The 23286-nt window shown below is 42.8% G+C and carries 14 protein-coding genes; 6 read left to right on the plus strand and 8 right to left on the minus strand.

All coding sequences use genetic code 11. From position 1 onward, the window contains the following. Positions 1 to 55: 55 nt before the first annotated feature. Both nasC and NSS76_RS09530 read right to left on the minus strand, forming a co-directional pair. Positions 56 to 2215, minus strand: coding sequence for an assimilatory nitrate reductase catalytic subunit NasC (gene nasC, locus NSS76_RS09525; protein ID WP_341081995.1), 2160 nt, complete (start codon positions 2213 to 2215; stop codon positions 56 to 58). Further along, positions 2212 to 4461, minus strand: a complete 2250-nt coding sequence (locus tag NSS76_RS09530) for an FAD-dependent oxidoreductase (protein ID WP_341081997.1) — start codon at positions 4459 to 4461, stop codon at positions 2212 to 2214. Before NSS76_RS09530 ends, nasC begins: the two co-directional genes overlap by 4 nt. 170 nt (positions 4462 to 4631) lie before the next feature. Between NSS76_RS09530 and NSS76_RS09535 the strand changes: the two genes are divergently transcribed. Then, positions 4632 to 5834 carry a nitrate/nitrite transporter gene (locus NSS76_RS09535; protein ID WP_341081999.1) on the plus strand — a complete coding sequence of 401 codons (1203 nt, stop codon included), beginning with the start codon at positions 4632 to 4634 and terminating at the stop codon, positions 5832 to 5834. A gap of 60 nt (positions 5835 to 5894) precedes the next feature. Here the strand turns inward: NSS76_RS09535 and gltD are convergent, their stop codons facing one another. Beyond that, entirely contained in the window at positions 5895 to 7379 is a 1485-nt protein-coding gene (gltD, locus tag NSS76_RS09540) for a glutamate synthase small subunit (RefSeq protein WP_024428371.1), read from the minus strand. Between the two features lie 16 nt (positions 7380 to 7395). Beyond that, entirely contained in the window at positions 7396 to 11967 is a 4572-nt protein-coding gene (gene gltB / locus NSS76_RS09545; protein ID WP_073205909.1) for a glutamate synthase large subunit, read from the minus strand. Between the two features lie 153 nt (positions 11968 to 12120). On the opposite strand from gltB, the gene NSS76_RS09550 reads away from it, so the two are divergent. The 3 genes from NSS76_RS09550 (at position 12121) to NSS76_RS09560 (ending at position 16676) form a co-directional block, all read left to right on the plus strand. Next, positions 12121 to 13023: a LysR family transcriptional regulator gene (locus NSS76_RS09550; RefSeq protein ID WP_024422648.1), complete on the plus strand. Its 903-nt coding sequence runs from the start codon at positions 12121 to 12123 to the stop codon at positions 13021 to 13023. A gap of 94 nt (positions 13024 to 13117) precedes the next feature. Further along, positions 13118 to 14854 (plus strand): ABC transporter ATP-binding protein, encoded by a 1737-nt coding sequence (locus tag NSS76_RS09555; protein WP_122630976.1) that lies wholly within the window; start codon positions 13118 to 13120, stop codon positions 14852 to 14854. Next, positions 14847 to 16676 (plus strand): ABC transporter ATP-binding protein, encoded by a 1830-nt coding sequence (locus tag NSS76_RS09560; protein ID WP_025093146.1) that lies wholly within the window; start codon positions 14847 to 14849, stop codon positions 16674 to 16676. Before NSS76_RS09555 ends, NSS76_RS09560 begins: the two co-directional genes overlap by 8 nt. 50 nt (positions 16677 to 16726) lie before the next feature. Here the strand turns inward: NSS76_RS09560 and NSS76_RS09565 are convergent, their stop codons facing one another. Beyond that, a complete protein-coding gene (locus NSS76_RS09565) occupies positions 16727 to 17554 on the minus strand; it encodes a MerR family transcriptional regulator (RefSeq protein WP_133744100.1) in 828 nt (275 codons plus the stop codon). Between the two features lie 87 nt (positions 17555 to 17641). Between NSS76_RS09565 and NSS76_RS09570 the strand changes: the two genes are divergently transcribed. Beyond that, on the plus strand, positions 17642 to 18214 hold the full coding sequence (locus NSS76_RS09570; protein WP_133744101.1) for a GNAT family N-acetyltransferase: 573 nt from the start codon (positions 17642 to 17644) through the stop codon (positions 18212 to 18214). Between the two features lie 67 nt (positions 18215 to 18281). Here the strand turns inward: NSS76_RS09570 and NSS76_RS09575 are convergent, their stop codons facing one another. Genes NSS76_RS09575 through proC form a run of 3 tightly spaced genes read right to left on the minus strand, consistent with a single transcriptional unit; the run spans position 18282 to position 21512 of the window. Next, positions 18282 to 19550: a glutamate-5-semialdehyde dehydrogenase gene (locus tag NSS76_RS09575; RefSeq protein WP_044332966.1), complete on the minus strand. Its 1269-nt coding sequence runs from the start codon at positions 19548 to 19550 to the stop codon at positions 18282 to 18284. 18 nt (positions 19551 to 19568) lie between these two features. Next, positions 19569 to 20687, minus strand: a complete 1119-nt coding sequence (proB, locus tag NSS76_RS09580; protein WP_024428364.1) for a glutamate 5-kinase — start codon at positions 20685 to 20687, stop codon at positions 19569 to 19571. Between the two features lie 27 nt (positions 20688 to 20714). Continuing rightward, positions 20715 to 21512, minus strand: coding sequence for a pyrroline-5-carboxylate reductase (proC, locus tag NSS76_RS09585; RefSeq protein ID WP_217273370.1), 798 nt, complete (start codon positions 21510 to 21512; stop codon positions 20715 to 20717). A 470-nt stretch (positions 21513 to 21982) separates the two neighbouring features. On the opposite strand from proC, the gene NSS76_RS09590 reads away from it, so the two are divergent. After that, complete coding sequence (locus NSS76_RS09590; protein WP_341082004.1) at positions 21983 to 23179, plus strand: cytochrome P450; 1197 nt, start codon at positions 21983 to 21985, stop codon at positions 23177 to 23179. Positions 23180 to 23286 lie beyond the last annotated feature (107 nt).

The following is a 23286-nucleotide window of genomic DNA, read 5'->3' on the forward strand; positions in this document are numbered from 1 at the left end:
CATGTGATCATTTTTTAGAAAATACCATAATCTAAACATAGATGGAAAATACATGTTAAAATTTCTCACATAGTTTTTCATTCACATAGGCTGACAGCTGTACAGGACAATATTTAAAGCCTGGCATTTTACTGTGCGGATCTAGTTGATCATCAATTAATTGATTAATTGATTGATGTTTGCTCCAGTGAAATGGAACAAATACGGTATCTTTTCGAATGGTGTCTGATATGCGGCATCTGATGATGACACTTCCTCTTTTTGACTTGATGGTCACGAGCTCCCCGTGCTGAAGTCCATACGTTTTCGCTGTATCAGGATGAAGCTCTGCATATGCTTCAAACTGTCTGGCAACAAGAGAGGTGCTCCTTCTTGTTTGAACGCCTGTTTGGTAATGAGCCATCACCCTGCCGGTCGTTAAATAAAGAGGGTATTCTTGACTGACGGGTTCCTTTGCAGCCTTTTTTCCGTGTGTGACGACGGCAAACTTTGCTAAACTGTCAGAATGTGAGAATGCATGTTCAAATAATCTTTCAGTTCCCGGGTCTTCTAAATGAGTACAAGGCCACCTTATGCCTTGTTCCTTCCTCAGCCTTTCATAGGTTATGCCTGAATAATCAGCCTTTGCACCTTTTGTTACGGCTCTTAATTCCTCAAAGATCTCTTCTGCGGATGAAAAGGAAAAATGGCTGCCTTTGCCTAATACAGCTGCTATTTCACAAATGATTTGCCAATCGTGCTTTCTTTGGTGTTTAAGTGGATATGTTGCTTCTCTAAGCGTAACGCGCCCCTCTACGTTTGTCACGGTACCTTCATCCTCTAAATATGACGAAGTCGGTAAAATTACATCTGCCAGCGCAGCTGTCTCAGACATAAATAAATCAACGGAAACAAAAAAGGACAAATTCTTGATGGCTTGCTGAATCAAGTGCGCGTTCGGCCCTGACTGGACAGGATTTGAGCACATTAAAAAGAGTGCTTTGATTTCACCTGCCTGCATTTTTTCAAACATTTCAAAAGCAGACACGCCCTTTCCTGGAAGTTCTTTTTCATCAATGTTCCATCGTTCAGCCATTTCTTTTCTGTGAGCAGGGTTTGAGATATCTCGGTATCCTGGAAGCTGATCTGCTTTTTGCCCATGCTCTCTTGCTCCCTGGCCATTTCCCTGGCCGGTTATTGCGCCATAGCCGCATCCAAAGCGGCCGATCTTCCCAGTAACAAGCAGAATATTCAGGAAATTACGGACAGAGGCTGTACCGTCTATTTGCTGCTCAATGCCTCTTGCTGTAAAAATCATACCTGTCTTTTCTTGCGCGAATTTCCTTGCTATTTTCTGCATCACATCAATCGTCACGCCAGTTTGCTCAGCAATGTCTGGCAAGGAGATGCGTGAGATGTGCTCCTTTAGTTTTTGGAAACCTGATGTTCGTTGATGAATAAATGATTCATCGATTAAATGCTCATGCAGCATGATGTGCAATATGCCGTTTGCCAGTGCGGCATCAGACCCTGGTTTGAGGCTGACATGTAAATCGGCTATTTGGGCTGTCGGAGTTTTGCGTGGATCAATGACGATGAGAAAAGCGCCATTGTTTTTTGCCTCTTCAATGTAGGGCAGAAAGGTTGGCTGACATTCCGCTATATTCGTTCCAACCAATATCAACACCCGTGCATGCTTGATGTCGCTTAAAGGAAAGGTCAGACCACGGTCAAGTCCGAATGTTTGATTTGCGGCAGTTGCTGCCGAAGACATACATAGTCTGCCGTTATAATCGATGTATTTCGTTTTCAGCGCCACTCTTGCAAATTTCCCGAGTAAGTACGCTTCCTCATTTGTAATTGATGCGCTTCCGTACACACTGATCACATCATGGCCATGCGACAGCTGAAGGGATTCTATGTTTGTTTTGATTTCTTCGAGAGCCTCCTGCCATGTCGCTTTTACAAATTGTCCGTTTCTTTTGATCAGCGGGTGATTCAGGCGATCTTTATGAAGCGCGTGCTGGTGGGCATGCTGTCCTTTCATACAAAGTCTTCCGTGCGTAGTTGGATTGTGTACACCAATCGTTTGGTAGCGTGTTCGCCCTTCCACATGCTGCTCGATTAATTGCATTTTGCACTGCATACTGCAAAAAGGACATTGGGCTGGGAACACTCGCTTTTGTTCTTCCTGCTTTGATTTTTGCTGGGCATATTGTAAAAAAGATTGACTCATACCTTCACATCCTTATGTCTTACATTTCCTTGTCTGCTTTGGTCAAATTGCGCACAGAGCTCTTCTCTTATTTCCTCATCAAGTAACTTTTCTCGAATAGAAATGTTCCCTTGCCGTGACAGCCAATCGCCAATGGATTCTTGAAAGTAAGCATTTTTTCTATACTCTTCAAGCAGCGCTTTTAAGAAAGGAATAAGCTCACTTGAATGAGCCAAGGTGTAAAAAAGCTGGCCTCCTATATAAATGTTCCATTCACCCAGCTGCTTTTTCAGACAGATGTCATCAATTGGAGCAAGTTTACACGTGCAAGAAGCACCGGTGATATGAATGGAGGTGACAGCTGGTAAAAGTGTATCTTCCACTTGTCTTTCCAGCTCCATCACAAGTGACGTGACAGCTGGATCGTTACAGTCGCATGAAAGGATATGAGATAGTCTTCTTTTCTCATTAGGCATAATTGGCCAATGATTTTTGACGATTTGTGCCGCCTGTTTTGACACACCGATGAGCCGTATTCGTTTATGCTTTGTCAGCTCTGCCTGCTCAATCAGCCTGTTCTCTAACAAAGACGTAATGATTTTCAAAAAATCCAGATCAAGCCGGCCTCCATATAATTGAGGAATCAACATGTCTTCCTGTTCAGCAGCGCCGATTTTTTCCACCGATCCTTGAAATTGCTCGAGATAGTATTGAATGGCCGGCCGGCAGATGCCGCAGCCGTGATTCGTTTTCCATTGAAAATGTCTTTTTATTTCTTCAGCATTCACCGGTTGCTGTTTTTTAATAAACGAAAAAATGGTCTGCTCCTCTACTTCTGTACATGGACAAAAAAAGGCCTGCGATTCCGTTTGATCATGTGATGGTAACTGGCAGCAAGCACGGACGAGCTCTTGACAGCCGCCGCACCCAGTTGCTGCCCCTGTCTGTTTTTTCACCTCGTCTAAGTTTGTCAGCTGATGAACCGAAATGCTTTTTAAAATCGTCCCTTTTGTAACGGTTTGACATTGGCAGACGAGGTCTTCCATTTTTAATGAATCTAGTGGGGATGATGGCTTTTCATGAAGGGCTTTCATGACCACACTTTTATCACGTCCCACTTTTACATCTTGCAAAAGCTGATCGGCATTCCCCAGCTCTCCGACGAATAAAATACCTGCCAGCGCCTGACGTTCAAAGACGAATTTTTTATACACCTCTTGCTCTTCATCTAAATAAGTCACAGCTGACATAAACGGAGAATGATGTTCAATACATCCAGCAGAATAAATCGGCAAATCAGGTACTTTTAATTTTGTTGAGTAAATGGGCTTTGGTGTATGTGTGATTTTTTCTCCTAAAAGATGCTTAGCGAGCACGCTTGCTTGTTCATAAATGGGCTGAACAAGGCCATGCACCATTCCTTGGTGCTCTGCACATTCTCCAATCGCATAAATATTCGGGATATTAGTCTCCATCACGTCATTGACAACAATGGCTTTTCTCGTGTGTATGCCATGATTCTCTGCAAGCTGTATATTCGGACGGATACCTGTTGTAAAAACAACAAGATCAGCATCCACGATGTCGCCATTTTTCAATAGAACGCCTTCTACCCTCTCACCGCCTAAGCATGCAATCGTATGGGCATTTGTTTTCACCTGAATGCCTTTTCTTATGAATTTTCGCTGTAATAATCCGGCTGCTGTTTCATCTAATTGGCGCTGCATCAGCCGCTCCGTATGATGAATGATGGTCGTTTCAAGCCCCGCCATCTGCAGACCGGCTGCTACCTCCACACCAAGCACGCCGCCTCCGATCACTGCTGCTTGTTGATAATGCACCGCATCCGCACAAATGGCCTCATAATCATCAATTGTCCGAAAAGCGTATATCCCTTTTTTGGACACACCCTGAATAGGAAGAAAATTCGGTGATGAACCCGTTGCAATGACGAGCTTGTCATAGGGAATTTCCCGGCGCGCATCTGTCATGACACACTTTCGATTTGTATCGATATGTACAACTGATTCTCCTTTGTACAATGTGATGTCATGCGCGGTGTACCATTCTTTTTCCTTTAGTTGAATTTCAGCGAATGATTCGCTTTTTTGTAAAATCGACGAAAGTTTTATTCGATTGTAGGCAGAGTGCTTCTCTTTTCCAATGACTGTTATGGCATAATGTTCTGGCTGCTTTTGAATGATCTCTTCGATACATTTCATACTCGCCATGCCGTTTCCGATAAACACAAGTTTGCGTTTTGCCATCTGAAATCAACCTTTCTAAGCCTCTTGCTCGAGCACATTGTATGGATTGATTATGGCACACACTTGTAAAAAAGTGTTTATTCATGTCAATTTTTCTCACATAATACTTTCATTACATAAGTGAACTCGCTATCTTTAAGTCAGAAAATTCAAAATAGAGGAGGCGTTTTATGAAACTCTCAGAATTAAAATCAAGTGGTCATCCTAAGACATTGTTTGGTTCCTTTTTATATTTTGATGTGAGCTTTATGATTTGGGTTTTGTTAGGGGCGCTGGGTGCTTTTATTGCACAAGATTTTGCTTTATCAACCGTAGAGAAAGGCATGATTGTAGCCATTCCAATTCTATCTGGTTCTTTTTTTCGGATTGTGCTTGGTTTATTCACCGATCGAATAGGACCTAAAAAGACCGCAGTGATAGGAATGCTTTTAACGACTATTCCGCTTATTTGGGGGTTTATCGCTGGTACAACCCTTTCAGAGCTCGTACTAATTGGGATTTTGCTTGGAGTAGCAGGAGCAAGTTTTGCTGTTGCTTTGCCCATGGCAAGCCGCTGGTATCCTCCTCACTTACAAGGAGTAGCCATGGGGATTGCAGGCGCCGGGAATAGTGGAACACTAATCTCCACCTTATTTGGTCCAAGGCTTGCGGAGATTTACGGGTGGCATGCCGTAATGGGGCTCGCTTTGATTCCGTTAAGTCTTGTCTTTTTGTTTTTTATTTTCACTGCAAAAGATGCACCAAATCAGCCCGCTCCTCAGCCGATCCGGTCGTACTTTTCAGTATTTCAAGTGAAATCGACATGGTTTTTCTGTTTGCTTTATGCGATCACATTCGGAGGATTTGTCGGGCTTTCCAGTTTCCTCAGTATTTTCTTTGTAGATCAATATGGGGTTTCGAAGATTCATGCTGGTGATTTTGTGACACTTTGTGTGGCGGCAGGCAGCTTCTTTCGGCCTGTGGGCGGTCTCATTGCCGATAAAATAGGCGGAATGAAAGTACTGCTTGCATTATTCGGAATCATCGCCATCTGCTTAGGAGGAGTGAGCAGTCTTCCAGCTTTACCTGTGGTCATTGCGCTTTTATTTGTGGGGATGATGTGCCTTGGGATGGGGAATGGCGCTGTTTTTCAGCTGGTGCCTCAAGTATTTCATAAAGAAATTGGGATTGTGACCGGAATTGTTGGGGCTGCTGGAGGCATTGGCGGATTCTTTTTACCTAATATTCTTGGCAGTTTAAAAAAATTGACTGGCTCATATACGTTTGGCTTTTTGACCATTTCCCTTTTTGTTCTGATTGTCTTCCTCTGTTTAGTCGTATCGCAGTTTAAACGTAAAAAGGTGTTGATCAACCATACCATTTCTGAATCATAAAAAGCCATGACCACACGTTGGTCACGGCTTTTCTTTATATTGTAACACCCTTTGTTTGACCTATTTTGGCAGAACCGAACTCCCCATTAAATAACGGTCTACCTCGTGCGCCACTTGTCTGCCTTCATTAATTGCCCAGACAATCAAGCTTTGCCCGCGTCTTGCATCTCCCGCTGCAAATACGCCTTCTACATTTGTTGTATATTCCCCATATTTTGCGTCAATGCGATTGTTTTTGCTGTCCACGCCAAAGTGTTTCACAAGCGGCTGTTCAGTTCCCTCAAAACCAATTGCAATAAAGACGAGCTGAGCAGGCCATACCTTTTCTGTCCCTGGAATTTCATGAAATTCAAACTTCCCTTGTTCGTTTTTCACCTTTTCCATTTGAATGGTATGAAGCTCTTTTAATTTCCCATTTTTATCTGCCACAATTTTTGTGGTTTGAATTGAATATTGACGCGGATCTTCTCCGAATTTTGCTTGTGCTTCTTCATAAGCATAATCCAGCGAGAAGACATAAGGCTGTTCTGGCCACATGTTATCCCCTACACGTGTATCCGGAAGCTTTGGATGCTTCCCGAATTGAACAACACTTTTTGCTTTTTGGCGAAGTGCAGTTGCCACGCAGTCCGCACCTGTATCTCCTCCGCCAATCACAATCACGTCTTTTCCTTTTGCATCAATGAAGTTTTTGTCTTTAAATCCTGAATCAAGCATGCTTTTCGTTGCAAGGGTTAAATAATCCATCGCAAGGTGAATCCCTTTTGCTTCCCGGCCTTCAATCAATAGATCACGCTGCTTTTGTGCACCTGTACAAAGGATAACTGCATCAAACTGCTCTTTCAGTTCATCAGCAGTAATATCCACGCCGATTTCTGTGTTCGTCACAAAGTCAATGCCTTCTTGTCTTAGAAGTTTGACTCTTCGTTCGACCACTTCTTTGTCGAGCTTCATATTTGGAATCCCGTATGTCAGCAGTCCGCCAAGACGGTCAGAACGCTCGAACACTGTGACAGCGTGCCCTGCTTGGTTTAATTGATCAGCACTTGCAAGTCCTGCTGGTCCTGAGCCGACAATGGCAATTTTCTTCCCTGTACGGCTTGAAGGAATTCTTGGTGTGATCCATCCATTTTCAAAACCTTTATCAATGATCGTGCGTTCGATATTTTTAATCGAAACAGCCGGATCATTGATAGCGACTGTACATGACCCTTCACAAGGTGCAGGACATACTCTCCCAGTAAACTCTGGGAAATTATTTGTTTTTTGCAGTCTTTCGAGAGCTTCCTTCCATCTCCCGCGATAGACAAGATCATTCCATTCTGGAATTAAGTTGTAGATCGGGCAGCCAGACACGCCGCCCCTGATCTCCATCCCAATTTGACAAAACGGTGTTCCGCAATCCATACATCTAGCGCCCTGCTTTTTCAATACGTCATCTGTATAAGGAGCTGAATATTCTTTCCAGTCATTTTGACGAGTGAGAGGGTCACGTTCATTTGGCTTTTCTCTTTTATAATCCATAAAACCTGTTGCTTTGCCCATTGTCCTCTCCCCTTTCTTAATGAGCGAGGGCTGCTTTTTGCCCGTTTGCCGTTTCTTGATTTTTCGGTTTTGTGTTTGCTTCAAAGGCAAACATCACCGCTTCTTCATGACTGAGGCCCGCTTGTTTTTGTTCTTCAATGCTTTGAAGCATCATTTTGTAATTTCTCGGAATGACTTTGATGAATTGATCCTTTTCTTGCTCCCAGTTTTCAAGAAGTGCTGCTGCTTTTGAGCTGTTTGTATAATCAAGGTGTTCCTTGATCATCTGCTTCACTTCTTGTTCTTCTTCATGATCTGTGAGCTTTTCAAACATGATCATTTCCATATTGCACATTCTTTTGAACTGTTTCGCATCCGATGTATGGATGTAAGCCACACCGCCAGACATACCTGCACCAAAGTTTTTCCCAACGTCTCCTAAAATAACGACACGTCCGCCAGTCATGTATTCACAGCCGTGATCTCCAATTCCTTCAACAACCACATGTACACCTGAATTACGAACAGCAAATCGTTCACCAGCACGGCCGTTAATATAAGCTTTTCCGCTAGTTGCACCGTAAAATGCAACGTTTCCTACAATGACGTTTTCATGTCCATTTTGTACAAAATGATCAGACGTTTTCACAGCAATTTTGCCTCCTGAGAGTCCTTTGCCGATATAGTCATTTGAATCACCTGTTAAATAGAGAGACATGCCCTTTGGCACAAATGCGCCAAAGCTTTGTCCAGCTGAACCAGTGAATCTGAGTGTGATCGTATCCTCTGGCAAGCCCTCTTCCCCGTAGCGCTTAGACACTTCACTGCCAGTAATGGTTCCGGCCACACGGTTGATATTGCGAATGTTCAATGATAGATCAACCGGTGTTTGATGATTCAGCGCTTCTTGCACATAAGGAAGGATTTCATTCATATCCAGCGATTCGTCAATTTTATGATTTTGCGGTGTTCTGAATGTCCGCGCTCCTTCTGGCTGATAAAGCAGTGTTTCAAGGTTTAGCTGACCTGCTTTCCAGTGAGCTTTTGCTCGTTCACTGACCGCCAGGACGTCCGTACGTCCGATTAATTCATCCATTGATGTAAAGCCGAGTTCCGCTAAGATTTCTCTTACTTCCTCTGCAATAAACATCATGAAGTTCACAATGTGATCAGGGTCACCCATGAATTTTTTGCGAAGCTCTGGGTTTTGTGTGGCAACACCGACTGGGCAAGTATCTAAATGACATGCTCTCATCATCACGCAGCCCAGCACGACAAGTGGAGCTGTCGCAAATCCGTATTCTTCTGCTCCTAAAATCGCAGCCATCACAACGTCGCGGCCAGTCATTAACTTTCCGTCTGTTTCAAGAACGACTCTCTCGCGAAGACCATTTAACACAAGGGTTTGATGCGCCTCTGCCAATCCAAGCTCCCAAGGAAGCCCTGTGTGTTTAATACTTGTTTTCGGTGAAGCTCCTGTACCGCCATCATAACCACTGATAACAATGACGTCCGCAGTTCCTTTTGCTACACCTGCTGCAATCGTGCCAACGCCGGCTTTAGATACAAGCTTGACACTGATGCGTGCATCACGGTTCGCGTTTTTCAAATCATGAATCAGCTGTGCCAAATCCTCAATGGAATAAATATCATGATGCGGCGGTGGTGAAATCAATCCGACACCTGGCGTAGAACCACGTACATCGGCCACCCAAGGATACACTTTATTTCCTGGCAGCTGTCCGCCTTCTCCAGGTTTTGCTCCTTGCGCCATTTTAATTTGCAGTTCATCTGCATTGACCAAGTAATGACTTTTTACACCAAATCGGCCAGAAGCGATTTGTTTAATCGCACTTCTGCGGTCATCACCGTGTTCATCTACTGTAAAGCGGGCAGGATCTTCTCCGCCTTCTCCGCTGTTACTTTTACCGCCAATTCGGTTCATCGCAATCGCAAGTGCCTCATGCGCTTCTTTACTTAAAGATCCAAATGACATGGCACCTGTCTTAAAGCGGCGCACGATGGATTCAGCAGATTCAACCTCTTCCAGACGAACCGGCTTTTGTTTTGGCTGAAATGCAAACAAGTTTCTGAGGAAGCCGATTCTTTCTTCATCCGCTGCTTTTGTATATTGTTTAAATAGATCGTAATCTTCATTACGGCATGCCCACTGGAGCGTATGGATCGTTTTTGGGTTAAAAGCATGATGCTCTCCATTTTTTCTCCACTGGAATTCACTGCCTGATTCAAGTGTCTGGTCTGTTGCTGCTTGATACCCTGCTTCATGGCGGAGTTTTGCCTCATGAGCAATGGTGTCAAGATCAATCCCGCCAAGCTGTGAAGCTGTTCCTGTGAAATACGCTTGAATGACGTCTTCACTAATCCCGACTGCTTCAAAGATTTGCGCGCCTCTATAGCTCTGCACAGTGGAAATTCCCACTTTGGACATGACTTTGACGACACCTTCTGTCACGCTTTTACCAAACTTTGTAACAGCTTCATCAAAGCTGATCGAAATCGCTTCGTCTGCAATCAGCTGTTTGTACGTTTCATAGACAAGGTAAGGGTGAATCGCATCTGCGCCGTAGCCAATTAGTGCGGCAAAATGATGGACCTCTCTCACCTCTCCAGATTCAACGATCAGACTGACCTTTGTCCGTAGACCTTGACGCACAAGATGCTGATGAAGTGCACTTAGCGCAAGAAGTGGTGGAATCGGTACTTTTTGTGCTGTCATTTCACGATCTGAAAGGATTAATAAAGAGACACCTTCTCTGATCGCTTTTTCCGCCTCTTCAAACATCGCATCCAGTCCGCGCTTTAAATCATCGGTGAAAAGTGTATGGATTGTTTTGCTTTTAAAGGCATTATGAACAATCGTTTTCAAGCCGTTAAATTGTCCGCTCGTTAAGACCGGTGTATAAAGTTTAATTCTTCGGCATGAATATTCATTCGGATGTAAAATATCGCCTTCGGCACCTAACCAAGTCATGGTTGATGTCACGAGCTGCTCACGAATGGCATCAATCGGCGGGTTCGTGACTTGTGCAAACAGCTGCTTAAAATAATGAAAAAGAGACTGCGCACGATCTGATAACACAGCAAGCGGTGTGTCACTTCCCATTGAACCGATTGGATCCTTGCCTTCCTCTAGTAAAGGAATTAAATACTTTTGAATGTCTTCATACGTATAATGGAACGCACGCTGACGCGTCAATAAATCATCCATTATACTAGAATTTTCTGAATTTTCTTCCGAGCGATTGACGTGGACCATTTCTTCATCGAGCCATTTTTGATAAGGCAGTTCATTCGCAATGGTCGATTTCACTTCTTCGTCAGAAATAATTCGTCCTTCTTCTAGATCAATGAGCAGCATTTTACCAGGCTCAAGTCGATCTTTATACTTCACATCTTCTTCATTTGTGTCAATTACGCCAACCTCAGAAGAGAAAATGATATGATCATCATTCGTGACATAATATCTTGCCGGTCTCAATCCATTTCGGTCTAAGATGGCCCCGATTTGTTTCCCGTCCGTAAAGGAAATGGCTGTTGGTCCATCCCACGGCTCCATGAGAGAACTATGGTATTCATAAAATGCCCGTTTCTCTTTCGACATGTGCGTGTTTTCCGTCCAAGGCTCAGGAATCAGCATCATTGCTGTATGAGCAGGTGTACGGCCTGCAAGCACAAAGAATTCAAAGGCATTGTCTAAAATGGATGAATCACTTCCGTCTGCATTCAGCACTGGCAAAATCTTGTCTAAATCGTCTCCGAAGGCTTCAGATACGAATTGTTGTTCTCTTGCTCTCATCCAATTGATGTTTCCTCTTAATGTGTTGATTTCTCCGTTGTGAATTAAGTAACGGTTTGGATGGGCTCTTTCCCATGTAGGAAATGTATTTGTACTAAATCTTGAATGAACAAGTGAAAATGCAGAAACAAATGTTTCATCCTGTAGATCAAGATAAAAAGCATCGACTTGATCTGATGTTAAAAGCCCCTTGTATACGATGGTTTGACTCGACAGGCTGACAAAGTAAAATTGCTTTTCCTCTCTTGTTCCCCAGTTCTCAGCCTGCTTACGGATGACATATAATTTTCGTTCAAATGACAAACGATCTGTGATGTTGTCGTTTGCTCCGATAAAGACCTGTCTCACAACCGGACAGCTCTTCGCTGCGACAGTACCAATTTTTCCTGGATCGACAGGAACCGTTCTCCAGCCAATTAATGTTTGGCCTTCTTGTTTAATGAACCCGTTGATTTTCTGTTCGATGGCTTGACGCGTTTTTTCGTCATCATCTTTTGAAAAGAAGACCATTCCTACCCCGTAACGGCCTTTTTCAGGAAGTGCAAATTCTTTGCAGTTCTTTCTAAAGAAAGCGTCTGGCAGCTGTACCATTAAACCGGCACCATCACCTGTATACGGATCACTGCCTTGCCCGCCGCGATGATCAAGCTGGCACAGCATTTGTAATCCCTTTTTGACGATGCTATGTGTCGCCTCCCCTTTTAAATGGGCGTACAGTCCGATTCCACATGCATCATGTTCAAATTCAGGACGGTAGAGACCTTGTGGTTGTGGTAGTTGATTATAAGTCATCGTTTCTCTCCCCCGTTTAAAAGATCCGTTTTTTCACAGTAATAAAATCTCACAAACTCTGTAACTTATTTTAAGTTTTCAAATTGATATAAACAATATATAATTTAGATCAAAACAATCTCTTTTTGAGATAGATGGGTGTGAAGTGCAAAAATGGAGCTTCGTCAGTTACGTTATTTTGTAGAAGTCGCAGACCGTGAACACGTGTCAGAAGCGGCTGAAAACTTACATGTTGCCCAATCTGCCATCAGCCGGCAGATTGCGAATTTAGAAGAAGAACTTGGAGTGGCCTTATTCGAACGAGAAGGACGAAATATCAAATTAACGAAGATCGGCAGACAATTTTTAGATCATGTCAGAACTGCACTCAAAGCCATTGATTATGCGAAAGAGCAAATTGATGAATACTTAGACCCGCACAAAGGAACGGTGAATATTGGCTTTCCTACAAGTCTAGCAAGCCAAGTACTCCCTTCTGTCATCTCCGCCTTTAAGCAGGAATATCCAGAGGTCGATTTTTTACTTCGTCAAGGATCCTATAAATTTCTCATTGAAGCGGTCAAAAATCGAGATATCGATCTCGCCTTTTTAGGACCCGTACCGACAAACGATTCTCAAATAGAAGGAAATATTTTGTTTTCCGAAAGCATTTATGCCCTTTTACCAGTTAGCCACCCCTTTAGCGGACAAAGGAGTATTCATTTAAGTGATTTAAGAAGGGATCATTTCGTGTTATTTCCTGAAGGGTATGTGCTGAGACAAATTGCGGTTGATGCTTGCAAGCAGGCAGGCTATGAGCCTACCATTTCATCTGAAGGAGAAGATTTGGATGCGATTAAAGGTCTCGTCTCGGCAGGTATGGGTGTTACCTTATTACCCGAAAGCGCCTTTTATGAAACAACACCGCGATTTACAGTGAAAATTCCGATCGATTTTCCTCAAGTGAGACGAACGGTTGGAATTATTGCATCTAAAACGCGCGAAATGTCTCCTTCTGCCCATGATTTTTATGTGTTTGTGAAGGATTTCTTTTCTAAAATTGAACAATATAAATAATTCATTAAAAGAAGACATTTCATTTGTAGAAATAATCCCTCATTGTATATGATGGGTTACAGAACAAAAGACTATATGGAAGAAAGGTATTCGTATGAAATCAATTTTATCGTTTTTAAAGCCGTATCGGCTGTCCGTTGTGTCCATTGTCATTCTCACCTTTTTAAGCAGTATGCTCCAGCTGTATTTACCGACGTTAACAGCAGATATCGTTGATGTCGGTATCGTCCAGGGAGATATTGCTTACATATGGAAGGTTGGCGGCTGGATGGTGGCTTGTTCTTTACTCGCCATTTTGCTCACCATTTGGAAGTCTTACTTGTCATCAAAGACAGCACTTGGCTTCGGCCGTGATATGAGAAGACAGCTGTTTGTGCATGTCGAACAATTTTCATTAGAAGAATTTCAAAAGATCGGCACATCTTCCTTTATTACTAGATCAACAAATGATGTGAAACAAGTCCAAGATGTGACGATTATGATTTTACAAATGATGACGCGGGCCCCGCTCATGCTTGTGGGCGGAATTATTTTGGCTGTTTCCAGGGATGCTGTCCTGTCTCTTATCTTTTTGGCAGCCCTCCCCCTTCTTGGCGGATTCATCTATTTGGTGTCAAGAAAAGCCATCCCTCTATTTGGCCAGCTTCAGAAAAAAACAGACCGGCTGAATTTAATTATGCGGGAATCTCTTTCAGGCATCCGCGTTATTCGTGCATTTAACCGTGTGGATGATGAAAAGGAACGATTCCAAGAAGCCAACACGTCCTATAAGGACACTGGTCTTAAAGTCAACCGATTAATGGCTTACTTGTTTCCATTTATGCTGATCATCATGAACTTCACGAATATCGGCATTGTCTGGCTTGGTGCAAACCGAATTGATGCCGGAGAAATGGAAGTTGGGAATCTCATTGCCTTCATTCAATATGCGATGATGATTTTAATGGCACTGATTATGCTGTCGATGAGCTTTATTATGGTCCCAAGAGCACAAGCGTCAGCTAAACGCATGAATGAAGTGTTAAACATGGAACCAAAGATTAAAGACAAAGAAGAGTCTATGACTGACCTTCACAAGCCCGCTCAATCCATTCGCTTTGAGGATGTGTCATTTTATTACTCAAATGCTGAGAAACCGGCCGTTCAAGGTATCACGTTTGAAGCCAAAACTGGTGAAACGACAGCCATCATCGGAAGTACGGGTTCTGGGAAAACAACGCTTCTCCAGCTGATGACGCGCTTTTATGAAGTGACAGAAGGCCGGATTACACTAGATGGTGTAGACATTAGAGAGCTGCCTCAGGAGAAACTGAGAAACCAAATGGGCTATGTCTCTCAAAAAGCTGTTTTATTCAGCGGAACCATTGCCGAGAATGTACGCTTTGGCAAACAGGATGCAAGCGATGAAGACATCTGGCAGGCGCTGCGAACTGCGCAGGCCGAAGAATTTGTTTTGCAAAAAGATGGCGGAATTGATGCAGAAATTGATCAAGGTGGTTCCAATCTATCCGGCGGCCAAAAGCAGCGGCTTTCCATTGCAAGGGCGCTAGTGAGAAGACCATCATTCTATCTGTTTGACGATAGCTTTTCAGCACTTGATTACAAAACAGATGCGAAGCTGCGGGCATCATTAGAAGCAGAAAAAGCTCATGCAGCCCTCATCATTGTGGCTCAACGAATCAGTACAGTGAAGCATAGTGATAAAATCATTGTACTTGATGAAGGGAAAATCGCAGGTATCGGAACACATGAACAATTATTAAAGGACAATCTTGTATACCAAGAGATTGTCGCATCTCAGGAAGGTCAGGAGGTGAGCGAGAATGAGTAAGAAAATGTCTTCTGGCATGGGGCATAAAGGCGGCCACCCTAAAGGGCCAGCCGCAAAACCGAAGGAATTTAAGAAAACACTGCTACGTTTGACAGGCTACTTAAAACCAAGGAAATTTCAGCTGATCATCGTCTTTATTGCAGCAATTGGTTCAACTGTCTTTAACGTCATTAGTCCAAAGCTGCTTGGGGATGCCACCTCTTCCCTATTTGACAGCTTTACGAATGGAACAGCCGTTCAATTTGACGTCATTTCACGAATTCTTTTACTGCTTGTCGTGCTGTACGTCGTTGCCTCCCTCTTTTCATTCGTTCAGCAATATGTCATGGCTGGTGTCTCTCAACAGACCATTGCTGAATTACGGCAGGAAGCAAATGACAAGCTCACACGTCTCCCCCTGCGTTATTTTGATAAAACAACCCATGGGGACACGCTAAGCCGTGTGATGAATGATATCGATAATATTAATACATCGCTTCAGCAGGCGCTCACCCAAGTGATTACATCTGTGATTACAGTCATTGGGATTGTCGTCATGATGCTCTTCATCAGTCCGCTGCTTACATTGCTTGTTTGTTTGACGCTGCCACTCAGCCTGTTTGCGATTCGCGGTATTACGTCATTTTCTCAAAAGCATTTTAAAGCGCAGCAAAAAGAGCTTGGCACGATCAATGGACATATCAATGAGATGTTCACAGGACATCAGACAGTTCGTGCGTATGGCTACGAAAAGAAAGCAATCGATACATTTGATGAATTAAATGAAAAGCTGTATGAATCATCAAGGAAAGCGCAGTTCATTTCTGGTTTAATGATGCCAATGATGACCTTTATCGGGAACCTTGGCTATGTGGCAGTCAGTGTAGCCGGCGGGATTCTAGTCATTAACGGGAATATTCGTGTCGGGGATGTGCAGGCGTTTATCCAATACACACAGCAAATGTCTCAGCCGCTTGTGCAAGCATCAAGCGTCGCAAACTTAGTTCAATCAGCGATCGCTTCTGCTGAAAGGGTCTTTGAAATTCTTGATGAGGAAGAAGAAAGTACCGAAGAAGATGCGGCAATTGATCTTGCATCACTCTCAGGCGATGTGAGCTTTGAACAAGTTCAATTCGGATATGAAAAAGATCATCCGATTATTAAAGATTTGAATTTAGATGTGCAAGAAGGACAGACGGTTGCCATTGTCGGACCAACAGGCGCGGGAAAAACGACCATCATTAATCTTTTAATGCGTTTTTACGAATTAGATCAGGGCTCCATACGCATTGGCGGTGTCAAAACAACTGACCTCAGCCGTCAGCAAGTACGAGAATTATTTGCGATGGTTCTTCAAGATACATGGCTCTTTGAAGGAACGATTTATGACAACATTGCCTATGGCAGGCAGCACGTTTCCAAAGAGGATGTCATCAAAGCCGCCAAACATGCCTATGCAGATGATTTCATCCGCACGCTACCAGATGGATATGACACACTGTTAACAGAAGATGCAGGCAACCTGTCTCAAGGTCAGCGCCAGCTGTTAACCATCGCCCGTGCCATTTTATCTGATCCAAAGATCTTGATATTAGATGAAGCAACAAGCAGTGTGGATACACGGACAGAGATGCATATTCAAAAAGCAATGAATGAATTGATGAAAGGCAGAACGAGCTTCGTGATTGCACACAGACTTTCAACGATTAAGGATGCAGACCTTATTTTAGTCATGAAGGATGGAAGCATCATTGAAAAAGGATCGCACAGCGAACTTTTAAAACAAAAAGGCTTCTATGCAGACTTATATATGAGTCAATTTGCCGAAAATCAAGTGGGATAACATCAAAAAAAGAGGATAGACACGCATGTCACATGCTGTCTATCCTCTTTTCAATTGTCATCTGCTCGCTTCTTCACTTTTACACTGAGCTTCGTTATATACTCTGCTTCATCTTTAGACATGAGCGAATGAAGTAAATACTCCTCATATACATCTCCATCCAGCATCATGCCCTCTTTCTCGATTTCATCTAACAAATGCGAATAAGCAGATTCGATCTCATCAAATGTTCCTTGATCATACATCACCGCATAGAGCCCGCCTGGTTTTTTGACTGCCCCCGGGCCATCCATTCGGCAGAACAGCTGATCTGACTGATGATAGTGCCGTTTACGGAACTGCTCCTTTTTTAAGACAGAACCATTTGCCGCAGCCCCTTTTATGCCAACTTCCTTTAAAAATTCCCCTACAATACGTGATATTTCTTCTACAGGTGTATTGAAATCGATCGGGTTTGATGCACTTAGTACAACGGGTTCTTCTGGCAGCTCTTGAAACAGGACCTCCCCTATTTTCACAGTTGCTAATTCATGTGTCGTCTCCATCACCCGCATAAGAAAAGCCTGGATGTCTTGAAGTTTTTCAATCTCTTGTTTGACTTTTTTTATTTGGTCGGCCGCAAGGCTTTGCAGTCTCTCGCGGGAAGGTTCTGTGAAATATTGTTTTAACTCTTTGATCGGAAATTGAACAGCCCGCAAGGATTGAATCGCAATAAAATGGTCAAATTGCTCAAGTGTATAGTAACGGTATCCATTTTCGTGAACACCAGCCGGCTTAAATAAATCGATTTTATCATAATACAGAAGCGTATCTTTTTTGACATCAAATAGCTTGGCAAATTCTCCAGTGAAAAACGTTTTTTGCACATCATTGATCATGATGAAGGCTCCTTTCTTGACTATGGAGTAACTCCATCCTTTATTATAACATCCAGAAACATCACTACGCATGGAAAGGATAAAAAAATGAACAAAATAACTCAACATGAAGTAACATTAGCACAAGCAAATAAAGAGGACTTCCCTTCAATGAAAAAAGAGCTCCAGAAAGCTTTTACAGCTGGCGTGATCGATGCATTTGGCGATGCGCATGGTGGACCAATTCCTCCAGATGAAGTGATTGATGAATCCTTTCATTCAATTGAACACATTGTTTATCATATTATGCTAAATGGTGAAAAGGCAGGCGGCGTTGTGATCAAAATCAACCAAGAGACACATCACAACTCGGTTGATTTGCTATACATTTCATCATCCTTTCACAGCCGGGGCATTGGTCAGGCAGCATGGAAAGCCATCGAGGCGCAATATCCAGAAACGATTGTATGGGAGGTTGTGACTCCATACTTTGAAAAACGCAACATTCATTTTTATGTCAATAAATGCGGCTTTCAAATAGTTGAATTTTATCACTTACACCATCCAGATCCAAACGCACCTCATGAAGCACATCAAGGCAATGAACCTTTAGCACCAGAGGAATTTGAATTTTTTAAATTTGAGAAGGTCATGAAGAAAAATTGTGCAAACGTAGGATAACGTGTATTTCTTTTAAATAAAGTTAAAAACACTACCTCATAAAAAAGGTAGTGTTTCTTGAATCTTTCTAGCTTCTAATCTGACCGTCACCACACAGAAGCAGCTTAGTTGTCGTGAGTGCAGGAAGTCCCATCGGCCCTCTGGCGTGCAGCTTTTGCGTGGAGATGCCGATTTCAGCTCCATAGCCAAGTGCACCGCCGTCTGTAAAGCGAGTCGATGCGTTATGATAAACAGCCGCCGCATCTACTTCGTTTAGAAACGTGAGTGCATTTTTTTCATCTTCTGTCACGATCGCTTCTGAATGTTTTGTGCCATACTGATCGATATGGCTGATTGCTTCGTCAATTGAATCGACTACCTTTACTGCAAGATCCAGACTTAAATACTCATCTGTCCAATCCACTTCTCCAGCAGGAACCGCGTTTGAAAAGTAAGACTCTGCTGCCTGGTCGCCATGTACAGTGACACGATGCTCCTGCAAAGCTTCATTTAATGAGGCTGCATTCTCTTTCAGCCATTCGCGATGAATGATCAGCGTCTCAAGTGCATTACATACAGCCGGACGATTCGTTTTTGCATTGATCACGATTTCAATGGCTTTTTTCACATTCGCGGTTTGATCAATAAAGACATGACAGTTTCCTGTCCCTGTTTCAAGCACTGGGATAGTGGATTCTTCTACCACTGTTTTGATTAAAGAGGCTCCGCCTCGCGGAATTAAAACATCGATCCACTCTTTTAGTTGAAACATCGCCTGAACCGATGAACGATCTGTTTGTTCAATTAATTGCACCGCATCACGAGGAATCTTTGTTTGATCCAATGCTTCATGGATCACGCTGACAATGGCTTTGTTGGAAGAAATAGCGGAGGAACCGCCTTTTAAAATCACTGAGTTGCCTGCCTTTAAGGCAAGGCCTGCTGCATCGACAGTGACGTTCGGTCTCGCTTCATAGATCATCCCGATCACGCCGAGCGGTACTCTTCGGCTTTTTACGTGTAAGCCGTTATCAAGAGTCCATTCATCCAATATTTCTCCAACAGGATCTGTTAATCTCGTCACGAGCCGCAAACTTTCAGCAAACTCATGAATTCTTTCTTCATTTAACAGTAATCGATCCAAGAGTGCCTCTGTGAAGCCCTTTTCTTTTCCAGCATCTAAGTCCTTTTGATTCTCCTGTAAAATAAAGCGGCTGTTTTGCTCTAATGCTTCTGCCATTTTAAGAAGCGCGTCATTCTTTTCCTCTGTTTGAAGTAAACTTAGTTTTTTTGAAACATGCTTTGCTTTTTTCGCTTTTTCTTTGACCGATGTGACAACTTCAGCTGTCAGTGTCATGGAATTCCTCCCTTTTGGTTAACAAACTGGAATCGATAAATCTAAATGACAAACAAATGCTTCAAGATCGACGACATGCACGATCTCATCTTGTAACAAATCACTCTTACGTGCGAGTTCATCTGACGCATAATTCACAATGCCAAGACCTATTTCTCTTCCATCTTGATCTAAAATACGGACCACATCGCCTTTTTTAAACGAACCTTTTACGTTGACAATCCCATCAGAATCAAGGCTTCCCTCTCGGTGCATGAGGAATTCCTGTGTTTTCTCTTGAACCACGATCTCACCCTTTGGTCCAGAATGAAAGGCAATCCACTGCTTCTTATAATTGAGCGGCGCTACATTTTCGTCAGCGGTAAAATAAGTACCGTCCTCTGTCCCATTGATGGCTTTGTCTAAAATGTCAGGCGTATCTGCTTTTCCTAAAAAGCCGTTGATCCCTGCGGCCATTGATATTTTAAACGCATCGAGCTTTGATTTCATTCCGCCTGTACCTACGCTGCTGCCTGCGTCTCCAGCAGCTGCTTCGATGTCTTCTGTGATGTCTGTCACTTCAAGAATTCTCTTTGCATTTGGATTTGTATGAGGATTATCTTCATACAAGCCATCAATATCAGATAAAATGGCAAGGAAATCCGCATCAATGAGTCCAGCTACTTTTGCAGACAATGTATCGTTGTCTCCAAACTTCAACCGATTGATCGTCACTGTATCATTTTCATTAATAATTGGGATGATGCCTCGATCTAATAACACGTTCATTGTGTTACGCACATTTTGATAGCGCGTTTCATCAGAAAAATCACTTCTTGTAATTAAGAGCTGTGAGGCAATATAACCGTGTGATAAAAATAAAGTAGAATATGATTCCATTAAAAGCCCTTGCCCAATTGAGGCAGATGCCTGCTTTTCCGGCAGTGTTTTGGGTCTATCAATAAATCCTAATTTTCGGTAACCAGCTGCAACCGCACCAGATGAAACCAAAATGACTTCGTGTCCTTCATCTTTGAGTTTCACAATTTGATTGACGAGGTTTTCTAGTTTTTTCAAACTAATCTCACCTTGAAAGCTAGTAAGAGAGCTGCTTCCGATTTTCACAACAATTCGTTTTCTCTCTTTATCTGCGTACACCTAATCACTCCTGTACCTGAGCTCTATTTATATAGATACTTTTTGTTTTTGCTGATTGCTTATTTCTTTTGATCGATTGGCAGCATGTTTGACAGCTTGCTTGATCGCTTCTCCTCCGCCAAAATCATCTAATGCATTGAGTCCTGCAGCAGTTGTTCCATTTGGTGACGTAATTTTCTCTCTTAGGACAGAAGGATTTTCCTCTGTTTCTTGCAGCATTTTTGCCGCACCGAGGAGTGTCTGCGCGCCAATTTGGCGAGACAATTCCTTTGATAAACCTGCCTCTTCTCCTGCTTCTTCGATTCTTTCCATTAAGAAATAAAAGTAGGCGGGCCCGCTTCCAGCAATTCCAGTGAAGATATCCATTTGCTCTTCCTGAATGGTATAGACTTCGCCCATTTCAGATAAAAGAGCCTGACTTATGCTCATATGATCGTTTTTCACATAACGTCCAGCAGATAAAGCAGTCGCTGACGCTCCGATTGTACTTGATGTATTTGGCATGACCCTCATAACAGGCTGGCCTTCGTGCAGCATGTCTTCAATATACGATAGCTTCACACCTGCAAGGACAGACATGATGAGCTGATCTGGCCGAATATGAGGTTTTAATGATTCAAGTGCTGCTTCAGCATCCTTTGGCTTCATGGCCAGGATCAACATATCCATTTCTTCAAAAGGAAATGAATCCATTGCGGCTGTTTGGATTCCGTATCGTTTCGTTAGTTCATTCAATCGAAGTTGATTTTGTCTGTTTGTTGCGTAAATTTGGTCTAGCGGCATCTGTCCTGATCGTACAATCCCTGCGATCATTCCTTCCGCCATAGAACCTGCTCCAATGAAAGCAACTTTCTTTTGATCAATGATATTGATCCTCTCCCTTGTTCGCTTTTTGTTCGTGTTTTTCACACGTAAGTTATCGTAACATGATGAGAAATCGTGTCAAGAAAGAGCCAGCGCTTTTCAAAAGTCCCGAATGCATGGCCGGCAGCTTGCTGCAAGTATGTTAGCCGTGTTTTTCGAATACAGTAATTTAGATCAAAAGAACTATGATCATTTGAATCATAGGGCCCTTTCGTTCGACTGAATTCACCATTTTATTTTTGGTTTCGGTGACTTCAATTCTATTTTTTAGAAAGCGCTCTCATTTTAATAACTTTCTATTTTCCTATATGGTGAATGTGCTTGAATCTTTCGATTAGACTATTGACATATTTTAGAAAACATGTCCGTTGAAATGATATTTTTCTGGTGATACCGTGAAAGAGAAATCATGTGAAAAAGGAGCGTTCATAATGAAAGTGAAAGAAAACTATGTCAATGTGATTCCAATGAAAGAAATCCGTTCTACCGATGACCTTCTTTTCCCATTCCCTATTTACAATGAGCTGCGTGCAGAGAGTGATATTAGATATGATGAGACAAGAAAGTGCTGGGATCTCTTTCGATATGCAGATATCCAGTCTGTTCTAAAGCAGCCTAAAGTGTTTTCTTCACAGCGAGGAAGAAGCACGTCTAAAACAAGTATTTTAACGATGGATCCTCCAAAACATACAAAGATGAGAGCGCTTGTGAATAAAGCGTTCACCCCAAAAGCGATCAAACAATTAGAAGATAAGATCAAAGACTTGACACATGATCTATTAAATCAAGTTAAGGATCAACGTACGTTTGATATTGTGCAAGATTTAGCAGCTCCCCTGCCAGTGATGATCATCGCTGAGCTTCTTGGTGCAGAGGTGCAGGACAGAGAGCTGATTAAAAAACATTCTGATGCCCTCGTGGCAGGTGCTAAGGATGAATCAAAAGAAGCCATTCAGGCTGTTGTAGATATGCAGAAACGCGCTGAAGAGGAGCTGTCCGTTTATTTTGCTCATTTGATCAAAAAACGAAAAGAAACACCAGCCGATGACTTGATCTCGCTTCTCATTCAAGCGGAAATTGATGGAGAGCGTTTAACGGAAAATGAACTGCTTGGCTTTTGTATTCTACTACTCGTTGCAGGCAATGAGACAACGACCAATTTAATAACCAATGCCGTACGACTGCTGACAGAGCAGCCGCATATCACTGAATCAGTTCGGCAGGACCCCTCTCTTATTCCTCAATTGACTGAGGAAACGCTGCGGTATTATCCGCCTGTCCAAGCCATTGGCCGAATCGCCGCAGAGGATGTTGAAATTGCAGGCGCACGCATTGAAAAAGGAGACTACCTCATCAGCTGGGTTGCTTCAGCAAATCGGGATGAACTGAAGTTTGAAGATCCAGATACGTTCCGGCTTGACCGGAAATCAAATCCGCATATGAGCTTTGGGTTTGGCATTCATTTCTGTCTCGGTGCACCGCTTGCCCGGCTTGAAAGCAACATTGCGCTTGACGTTTTACTCCATACGTTTCAAGACATCACCTGTATTGCAGATCAGCTAAAACCTATACAAAGCACGTTTGTTTTTGGGGTAAAAGAATTTCCTGTACAAGTCACCCGTTTTTAAAAGTCCCTTTTCAGGGGCTTTTTTTCATTTTCTTCAATTCATCATCTCTTTCTTACCTTCCTCCTCCGAACATGCTAAAATAAAGTCCATACAAAGTGATAACGGAA

This window comes from Bacillus sp. FSL R5-0654 (genome assembly GCF_038008745.1).
In the GTDB taxonomy this organism is placed as follows: domain Bacteria; phylum Bacillota; class Bacilli; order Bacillales; family Bacillaceae; genus Bacillus; species Bacillus safensis.